Genomic DNA, 9,475 nt, shown 5'->3' on the forward strand with positions numbered 1-9,475 from the left:
GAGCTATAGCGATGAGTACAATTGAAATCAAAGTCCCGGATATTGGTGACTTTAAAGAGGTAGAAATCATTGAATTAATGGTTAAAGTGGGCGACACCATTAAAGTGGATCAATCCTTACTCACTGTTGAGTCGGATAAAGCCAGCATGGAAATTCCTTCCAGCCATGCGGGCGTGGTTAAAGAAATCAAAGTGAAAATGGGCGATAAAGTTGCTAAAGACTCGCTGGTGTTGATGCTGGAAGTTAGCGAAACTGCGGCCGTACCTGCAGCGACTCCTGTACCTACTTCTTCGCCAGCCGCAGTTGCGGCTCCCGCGCCAGTTGCAGCTCAAGCCCCGGCACCAGCACCAGCACCAACGCCAGCTCCCATCGCTGAAGCAGCGCCGCAGAGTTCTGGTAATAAAGCTCATGCGTCACCTTCCATCCGCAAATTTGCTCGTGAATTAGGTGTGGATTTAAGTCGTGTAGCTGGTACTGGCCCTAAGTCGCGCATTCTTACTTCAGACGTACAAAATTTTGTTAAAGGCGTGATGCAAGCACCGGTTGCTGCCAGCGCACCGGCTGCCGGTAGCGGCACTGGTATGAATTTGCTGCCGTGGCCTTCCTTGGATTTCAGTAAATTCGGTGCTACCGAAACAGTTGCGTTATCACGCATCAAAAAACTCAGCGGCCCTAACTTGCATCGCAATTGGGTCATGATTCCGCATGTTACGCAGTTTGATGAAGCGGACATTACCGACCTGGAAGAATTCCGTAAATCCAGCAATACCGCGATGGCGAAATCGGGCGTTAAATTAACGATGTTGGCGTTTGTGATTAAAGCCAGCGTCGCCGCCCTGAAAAAGTTCAGCGCGTTTAATTCTTCGTTGGATGCCAAAGGCGAAAATCTGATTTTGAAGCAGTATTACAACATCGGTTTTGCTGCAGATACGCCGAATGGTTTAATGGTTCCGGTCATTAAAAATGCCGATCAAAAAAGCCTGTCACAAATTGCTGTTGAAATGGGTGAATTGTCAGCACAAGCGCGCGACGGTAAGTTGAAGCCGGCCGATATGCAGGGTGCTACTTTTACGATTTCATCGTTGGGTGGCATCGGCGGCACGGCATTTACGCCAATTATTAATGCGCCAGAAGTCGCTATTTTGGGGTTGTCCAAGTCGAGTATCAAACCAGTTTGGGACGGCGCCAAATTTGAACCGCGCTTAATGTTGCCACTCTCCTTGTCTTACGATCATCGCGTCATTGATGGTGCCATGGCCGCCAGATTCACCGCGTACTTAGCCGAAGTCGTGGCTGATCTGCGCAAGACTTTACTTTAATTCTGGAGCCAGAGATGACAACTATTCAAGTAAAAGTACCTGATATTGGCGATTTTAAAGAAGTCGAAATTATTGAATTGCTGGTGAAGGTGGGCGACACCGTTAAAGTGGATCAGTCCTTAATCACCGTTGAGTCAGACAAAGCGAGTATGGAAATCCCTTCTAGCCATGCGGGTGTGGTGAAGGCGTTGAATATTAAGATCGGTGACAAGATAGCGGAAGGTTCTTTGCTGCTGGAATTGGAAGTGAGTGGTACTGCAGATGCCGGTGTTGCAGCCTCAACTCCAGCTCCAGCTCCAGTTGCACCGGTTGCTGCAACCGCATCAGTTGCTACACCTGCAGCCGCAGCAATTGCAACAGCTCCCGCCATCGCAAGTACTTACAGCGGCACAGTTGATATTGAATGCGACATGATGGTGTTAGGCGCAGGTCCTGGCGGTTATTCGGCTGCTTTCCGTTCGGCAGATTTAGGTATGAACACGGTGTTGGTCGAGCGTTATTCCACCTTGGGCGGCGTGTGTTTAAACGTCGGTTGCATTCCATCCAAAGCCTTGTTGCATATTGCTGCGGTAATTGATGAAATAGCGGCTATTTCCAAACACGGTATTACGTTTGGGAAGCCGGAAATCGACGTCGATCAGCTGCGCGACTACAAAGAAAAAGTCATCAATAAAATGACCGGCGGTTTAGCTGGCATGGCTAAAATGCGTAAGGTCAACGTGGTGCAAGGCGTCGGCCAATTCGTTAGCCCGTACCATATCCAAATCACTGCTGCCGACGGCACTCAAAAAACGATTCAGTTTAAACAGGCGATTATTGCTGCCGGCTCGTCGGTAGTGAATTTGCCGTTTGTTAAACCAGACCCACGCATAGTTGATTCAACCGGTGCATTAGAACTGCGTAGCGTACCAAAACGCATGTTGGTGATCGGCGGCGGTATTATTGGTTTGGAAATGGCGACCGTTTATTCCACTTTAGGCGCACGGATTGACGTGGTGGAAATGATGGACGGATTGATGCAGGGCGCAGACCGTGACATGGTTAAGGTCTGGCAAAAGTTTAATGAAAAACGCTTTGATAAGGTCATGCTGAAAACTAAAACCGTCGCAGTAGAAGCTCTGCCGGAAGGTATTAAAGTCAGTTTTGAAGCGGCCGAAGCTGGTGTTACGGCACCAGAACCGCAACTGTATGACATGGTGTTAGTCGCGGTTGGGCGCAGCCCGAACGGTAAAAAAATCGCAGCTGATAAGGCTGGCGTTACTGTCACCGAGCGCGGCTTCATTAATGTAGACGGACAAATGCGTACCAACGTGCCGCACATTTTTGCGATTGGTGATTTGGTCGGGCAGCCGATGCTGGCTCATAAAGCCGTGCATGAAGCGCACGTGGCTGCCGAAGCCGCAGCCGGACACAAAGCGTATTTTGATGCCAAAGTAATTCCATCGGTGGCATATACCGACCCCGAAGTGGCGTGGGTGGGAATTACCGAAGACGAAGCTAAGGCCAAAGGCATCAAGCTGGAAAAAGGCTTGTTTCCGTGGGCGGCTTCGGGCCGGGCTGTGGCTAACGGACGTGATGAAGGTTTCACTAAATTACTGTTTGATGCGGAAACTCATCGCATCGTTGGCGGCGGTATAGTCGGCACGCACGCGGGCGACATGATCGGTGAAATTGCGCTGGCGATTGAAATGGGCGCAGATGCAGTCGACATTGGAAAAACTATTCACCCGCATCCAACTTTGGGTGAATCTATTGGTATGGCAGCGGAAGTATTTGAAGGTGTTTGTACTGATTTACCGCCTATGCGTAAAAAGTAATTTAAACATTTGCGTCGCTAAAAGCCCGATGCGTAAAATTATGTATCGGGCTTTTTTAATGGTAAATTAAAATTGCGCTTGCCTGGCAAAGCAATAAACTATCACTGCTCGTGATGCCCTGCTGCTTTATTCGTACACTCAATATCTGCACATGATTTGGCGCAGTCGACGTGCGAATGCAAAAACTTTGATGTAATTCTTAAATTGTTTTGATTTAATCAATCCACACTTGAAGTTTGCCAGCATCCTATAATCCCGCGTAAAATGCGGGCTTCGCGGGTGTAGCTCAAAGCAGAAGCTCTCCAAGTCTCCGATGAATTCGTGGAGCAAATCAATCGGGAAATGATGATTTTATTAAGGTCGCTATGATGGGCCGATAAATCGTTACCCCAATCTGTGAAACCACAAAATATTAACCCCCTTTTTTTAGAATAATTATGATGAAAAGACTATTGCTATCAATGACATTGATTGCCGCACCACTGCTGGCTCACGCTCAGGTGTCGATTAACATCGGTCAACCTGGTTTTTACGGCCAGATTGAAATTGGAAATGCGCCGCCACCTCAGGTCGTTTATTCTGCGCCTGTGATTGTTCAGGCTGCGCCAACTCAAGAAGCTTACCCGCCTATGTATTTGCGCGTTCCTGAGGAACACCACAGAGATTGGCGCAGATATTGTCATGAATACAATGCATGTAATCGTCAGGTTTATTTCGTTACCAATGACTGGTATAACAATTCCTACGCGCCACACTACGCACGTGAACACGGCCATGGTCATGATCATGAATATGAAGAACGTGAACGTGAACGCGACCGCGATCATGAACGTGACCATGGACATGATCGCGATCACGAGCATGAACGTGACCATGAACGTGATAACGAACGCAATTAAATAATCTGGCAGGAAACATATCTTGCTGGATTTGTTGATATGTAGAGTAAAGCCCCTGCTGTTGGCGGCGGGTTTTACCAAAGAAAACACAAAGCTAATCCCTTTGTTTGAGTTGTTATTTAAATACCTTTGTGAGGCATTTGTTTGTTAAATTCTTGTTTTTCTCATGGTTTAATACCAGCACAGCAAGAAAATAGCGGCCATCCCATTTCCGGGCACAGCGGCCATAGCTCAAGTTTGTCAAAATACGTGAAACCCGCGTAAAATTGCGGTTTCGCGGGTGTAGCTCAATGGTAGAGCAGAAGCTTCCCAATCCTCTCCACATCAAAAATCACCACTGTTCATGCGGTTCTCCGCCGGGGTGGTATGTTGTGGTTACACATTCTCCACGATAATCAACGAGTTATCTGCCAACACATTTCCCGCCCCACCTTGGTCATAAAAAGCTTTTGATGTAGGTGTGTTATTTAGAGTGGGAATTTAGTCAAGGTTCTATTGTTAAACTTGAGGAAGATCTTCAACAGCTAGAGTTATGCCATTTCTTACGAAATGTTTGAACTTTACTTTATGTGGATAGTTTTGAATGAAAAACTGTCTCCGTTCTTCTGACATTTTGTAACCAAAAATAATGGACTCAACCCATTCAGGTTGATAGATAGCGAAACTTGTATCTGCATTAACCTTAGTGTGTAATTTTTTCATTTCATTGCTTGGTTGAAGTCGATATTCTTCTTCATGGTCCCACTTCAACTCCTTCGTTCTCAATCCCTCCCAAACTGCTTTACCGATCTCTTGATCATTTTGATTTTTGAGATGGTCAATTAATTTAATTTTAGGCTGGCCGATCTTATACTGAACTTGGTCTCCTCTAATGACAGTGGTATTGAATTCAATGCAAAATCCTTTATGATCATCAGCGTAGTAAGACCACATTGCGATCGAGTCACCAATTGCGCATAAACAATAAAATTGATAGGAATCCAACAAATTTTCAACCATCTGTCGATAGGTATCTAAAATTTTCTGTCCTGCTAAAGTCACCTTTTTCTTGATAACGAATTGCGGAAATTGGGAGCGCTGCCCAAATACTGTAATTCTATTTTGCAAATCTAACAGTTCAAGTTCAGGAATTGTCGGCGTTACCAATTCCAATCTCGAATCAAGAAGATCGTTAAAGCCATTACGATTTGAGAAATAGATTTTACAATTTTTAAGCGCGTCCCAAGATCGATCATCATCTTTGCGGTACTTGTAAAGGAGCTTTGGCAACATATGGGAAATATTAATTTCGTTCGTCATGTCAGATGTGAGTGGTAGTACCGAAAAAGTTATTTTCAAACCAAATCATGTAAATGGTAATTAAGTCGGTAATTTGAGAAATTAAAGTTTTATGATCTGACGTTGGTGAGTTAGATTGAATTTAAGTGGGAGGTTTTCCCAAGTTTTAACCTTTGACTCTTTATTCTGGTTAGGTTGAGAATTAACTTTTTCAGCCCGCCATTTTCCAAATATAACAATGTCTTCGTTTCCCTTAATTTGGTCGATTAATCTGCTTTCTGAAGTAGAAATTGAAACCTGAGTTTTTTTTACAGTACCATTTTCATCTGGTTTTTCAAATGGAACATCTAAATCTATTTTCCAAAAAAAAGTTCCAAGTTTTGTTTTAGATTCAAGTTTTTTGATTTCTTTTACCTTACCTGAAACCGCAATTGGATATATGACTGTTGCTTTGCTCAGAATGCGGTAGAGGCGTTTATAGTGGTCGATTTCAAAATAAAAATCTTTCCAATGAACTGAAATTGTATCGAAGCGCAATGTTAGATGATTTTCAACTTCAGAATGCTCTTCGCAAAATGCCCTAAGTTTTAATACCGCAGCGGCTGTATTTAGATATGAGTTTAAATTTCCACTCGACACGTATGATGTTGTCGCTGAATTTTTCGTATCATTATCATGATCGTTTTCTTTTCTCGCAGCGTTTACTTGGTTAGAGGAATTGCCTTCAGAAGGTAATAAAAGCCGTAATTCATACTGCCCATCTTTAAGCTGTTTTATGAAGTTCTTGTCAGATTCCTTTGCAATAATTTTTACTTGCCCGAGAATATTAAATTTGCACAAATCCTCATGAGTAAATCCTTTTTTAAGTTTGAAATAATGCTCTACCTTCACGCTTCTTCCGAAGCGTTCAGGATTTGATCCAGCGTTGTACAAAACGGTTGCAGTACATTTTTCGCAGCGATAATCTTGTTTTGGTGCAAATTTGGCATCATCAAGAGTAATTGGAGCTCCTAACAAATTAAAGGAAAACTTCATTTTTGCAGCCATTTTTAATTCCCAAAAGGATTGAGGCGGTTTTTTAATTTTGTGATCAAAGAAGGATGTGTAATTAAAATTTTAGACGGATTTAATGTACTTTCTTTTGCTCGGTATGATTCTGCAAAATCAAAAAATATTCCAAAGTCAACCCGCTCATCACTCATGTCATCGTTCATAAAGTGTTTATTATCTTTGGCTTGCATTGCATAATATCCAAACATATACAGAGCAAAATCTTCAGATATAAATTTAGCTCGAACCAGTAAACTCATCTCCTCAAAAAAAGTAATGAATTTCCTTTTCTTACTCCCCATTTTAAATTCTTCAAGGGACGCTTGTTCCAATATAGTGCCATCGATTAAGTTCAATATTTCTTTTAGATCTTCATCGTCAAATAGCCTTCTGTGCAATTCAATCGAGAATTTGACCATATCGAGTTCTCTTTGTTTTTTCTGCGAATAGAAGTAACTCCAAATTGAGAAGCCAGCTACAACAGTGGCAATTCCATATCCAATGCTCTGTAACCATTCTGCTTGAGTCATACAACCGAAGAGGTTGCAATAAATTTCTGGCTTTGGACAAGGCATATAAATTCCGAATGAATTTTAATATTAGAGATTCATTAAACCATGAGCGCAACAAAAAAATATGATAATGAATTGTGATTACGTTTTTAATTTAACCAGTTGTCCTTCAATAAAACTCGTTGGATAGTCCCCGCATTGAAAACAACTTTTAAAGCGCAGCATGACAATCTTCGAAAAAAACTACCAGCTTCTGTTGAAAATAATTCCTACTTTGTTTGAGATAAACACAGCCGAAAAATTACATGCACCTGGTTTCATGCCATTGAATGTCGACATCCTCAGTAAGTAATCTAAAAAATTACTCATCGCTCTCAGTCATTATTACAAGCACCCATCCGGCGACATGATTGCCGATCCTGATATGGTGATTGCTGTTTATCCCGAAGCGGAAATGGTTGAGGTCATGACGTACCAAGATTGTTTTGGATTTCGGAAAGTGTATAGCGATGACATGTCTTTGGTCAGTCCTTCAACAAAAAAAGAACTAAATTCATTTTTAAGCCAGTGGTTAACTAATATTAAAAACCAAGGTCATCAAATCGGCAAAAACGAATCTGAAAATTAACAAGTTACGTTCAAGTGTTGAATTAGTTCAACACTTGAACACAGGGCCTTAAAGAATGAGACATTAGGCTAACTCCGAACCATTACCAAGGCTTTTTTCCAAACTTATCCGAATTTGTTAAGTTGGTAATATGTTCTAAATCCGTAGCAGTTGTAATTACGGGATTCAATAATCCAGAAGTTCTAACGAATGGATTCGCAGTGGTCAAAGGAGTCGATTCCCATGGAAAATTAATTTTGTTAGTCGTCGTACTAACAGTGGCCGGTAATCCTGTACTTATAAGACGTGAGGCCGTTATCACCGACTCAGAACGTCCTGCGATTTCAAATAAAGGTTTCGAAATATTGTGAGCGTTGTGTAGGCCGTGATCAAAATTAATTCCCGTTCTTATTGATTTTCCAACTTCGCTGATTTGGCCTGTGTAGAAATTATTTGAGATTGCAATACTTAGATTTTGTTCTCCCCGTAATTTTTTAATTTCCGCCTGCAAGTTTTCAACTTGCTTATTTGATTTTGCATTTTTTTCTTTGTGCTTCTGAAGTTCCTCTACCATTCGCTCAACTTTTTCAAGCGTTGAATTTTGTGCTTTGCTAGCTTCGTCAATTTCTTGTTTCTGTCTAGTAAATTCTGCTTCAAGTCCTTTAACAAACTCCCCCATTTCATCCGCACTTCCAGCCATTCTATTAAACATCGCTAAAAAATATTGAAGATATTTATTATCTGTGTGATTAGGATAGCGGATCTTATGGTCAATTTCACTCCATCCTTCTTCGAATATTGTTCGAACTTGAATCTCAGCAAAAAACAATTTCTTAAGAACAGTCTCTTTTATGACGTAATGGATAGACCTATATCCTACCGGGTGTATTTTTAGTTCAAAATTTGGAGTCTTGAAATTTTCCAAATAATTTTTATCGTCACCTTCTCGATAATAGGTAATCGCTGTTTCACTTAAACTGAAATGATTACGTATTGATTGGTCAACATTGAAAAAATCACTTTTAAATAAATGTATTACCCGGATGCCGATCAAATCCATAACTATTTCAGCATAATTAGCAACTGAAATTGCTGAATATTTTGGCTCGTTCTTTGCACATTTACGGATTATTTTTACTAGTAGATGTTCAGTATTTTTTACTCGCCATTTGACCGAATGTACGAGAGCAAATTTTTGGATCGCATTGGCCAAAATTTTCGCATGATCTTCTAAGGTGCTAATTTGTGTTTCATGATGCATTCCAATATTTAACAAGGTATCCCAATTAAGCTTTGATTCTAACCACTCCTCCCTCAAGATATTATTTCTTAATAAAAAATCTCCGAGCGTAATTTTTGAATTCACTTTGGTGTCTAACCTCAATTTTAATATTTTATAAATGCGAACCTAATCGCCACGGCTTTAATGGATCATTCTCAAATTGCAAATTTAGGATAATCCGTCGAACATCCGCAAAGTGCAGGAAAGAGCCAGTCACTCAAACACCCTGTTCGACTCTTAGCCTCATTTAGCCGCCATTTCTCAACCGATGAGATTAATTTAAAAAAATAAAAATAGCAACTTTATTGTCTGTGAAATTTATATTAACCACCACCCGCCAGTGCTAGACGTTTGAGTAAAAAATTGGTTGTTCACAGACAAAGCCACCAATATTTAAAATCAGGGGTGGTTTTTTAGATACAAATTCGGAAGTAGGGATGATTGGCTGAAAGCCAATGTAAAACGAGGGCGTAACGCAGGTGATAGAAAACTGATGATTATTGTGGCGATTCAATGGAACGTGATACGAATAAATAACACATATTATTTTCTGAATTTGTTTGTATATTTAGACATAAGGACTTTCAGTAGTGTCCCAACGTTTCTCATAGGAGAGACATCTGTTCTGGTTGATTTTCACCATCAGATAAATTTGATAGCGGCGTAAGTAGTTGATTTAAAGGTGTTGTTTCAAACATAGTCAAACTCAAG

General features: G+C 41.3%; 8 protein-coding genes. 4 read left to right on the plus strand and 4 right to left on the minus strand.

Going from position 1 to position 9,475, the window contains the following annotated elements; all coding sequences use genetic code 11:
- Nucleotides 1–11: 11 nt before the first annotated feature.
- The 3 genes from aceF to S2091_RS16260 all read left to right on the plus strand — a co-directional run bounded on the left by aceF (nucleotide 12) and on the right by S2091_RS16260 (nucleotide 4,035).
- On the plus strand, nucleotides 12–1,319 hold the full coding sequence (aceF, locus tag S2091_RS16250) for a dihydrolipoyllysine-residue acetyltransferase (protein WP_105532997.1): 1,308 nt from the start codon (nucleotides 12–14) through the stop codon (nucleotides 1,317–1,319).
- Between the two features lie 14 nt (nucleotides 1,320–1,333).
- Nucleotides 1,334–3,136, plus strand: coding sequence for a dihydrolipoyl dehydrogenase (lpdA, locus tag S2091_RS16255; protein WP_105532998.1), 1,803 nt, complete (start codon nucleotides 1,334–1,336; stop codon nucleotides 3,134–3,136).
- Nucleotides 3,137–3,573: 437 nt separating this feature from the next.
- Nucleotides 3,574–4,035, plus strand: coding sequence for a hypothetical protein (locus tag S2091_RS16260; RefSeq protein WP_243405461.1), 462 nt, complete (start codon nucleotides 3,574–3,576; stop codon nucleotides 4,033–4,035).
- Between the two features lie 498 nt (nucleotides 4,036–4,533).
- On the opposite strand, the gene S2091_RS16265 is transcribed toward S2091_RS16260, so the two are convergent.
- From S2091_RS16265 to S2091_RS16275, 3 genes are all read right to left on the minus strand, one after another.
- A complete protein-coding gene (locus tag S2091_RS16265; RefSeq protein WP_105532999.1) occupies nucleotides 4,534–5,334 on the minus strand; it encodes a DUF2971 domain-containing protein in 801 nt (266 codons plus the stop codon).
- Between the two features lie 81 nt (nucleotides 5,335–5,415).
- On the minus strand, nucleotides 5,416–6,360 hold the full coding sequence (locus tag S2091_RS16270; protein ID WP_105533000.1) for a hypothetical protein: 945 nt from the start codon (nucleotides 6,358–6,360) through the stop codon (nucleotides 5,416–5,418).
- A 2-nt stretch (nucleotides 6,361–6,362) separates the two neighbouring features.
- Complete coding sequence (locus tag S2091_RS16275) at nucleotides 6,363–6,893, minus strand: hypothetical protein (RefSeq protein ID WP_133166928.1); 531 nt, start codon at nucleotides 6,891–6,893, stop codon at nucleotides 6,363–6,365.
- 349 nt (nucleotides 6,894–7,242) lie between these two features.
- Here S2091_RS16275 and S2091_RS16280 point away from each other — a divergent pair, with 349 nt between their 5' ends.
- Nucleotides 7,243–7,503 carry a DUF1249 domain-containing protein gene (locus tag S2091_RS16280; RefSeq protein WP_279338173.1) on the plus strand — a complete coding sequence of 87 codons (261 nt, stop codon included), beginning with the start codon at nucleotides 7,243–7,245 and terminating at the stop codon, nucleotides 7,501–7,503.
- An 82-nt stretch (nucleotides 7,504–7,585) separates the two neighbouring features.
- On the opposite strand, the gene S2091_RS16285 is transcribed toward S2091_RS16280, so the two are convergent.
- On the minus strand, nucleotides 7,586–8,848 hold the full coding sequence (locus S2091_RS16285) for a hypothetical protein (protein WP_133166929.1): 1,263 nt from the start codon (nucleotides 8,846–8,848) through the stop codon (nucleotides 7,586–7,588).
- Nucleotides 8,849–9,475 lie beyond the last annotated feature (627 nt).

Source organism: Solimicrobium silvestre, from assembly GCF_002976435.1.
GTDB classification, from domain to species: Bacteria; Pseudomonadota; Gammaproteobacteria; order Burkholderiales; family Burkholderiaceae_D; genus Solimicrobium; species Solimicrobium silvestre.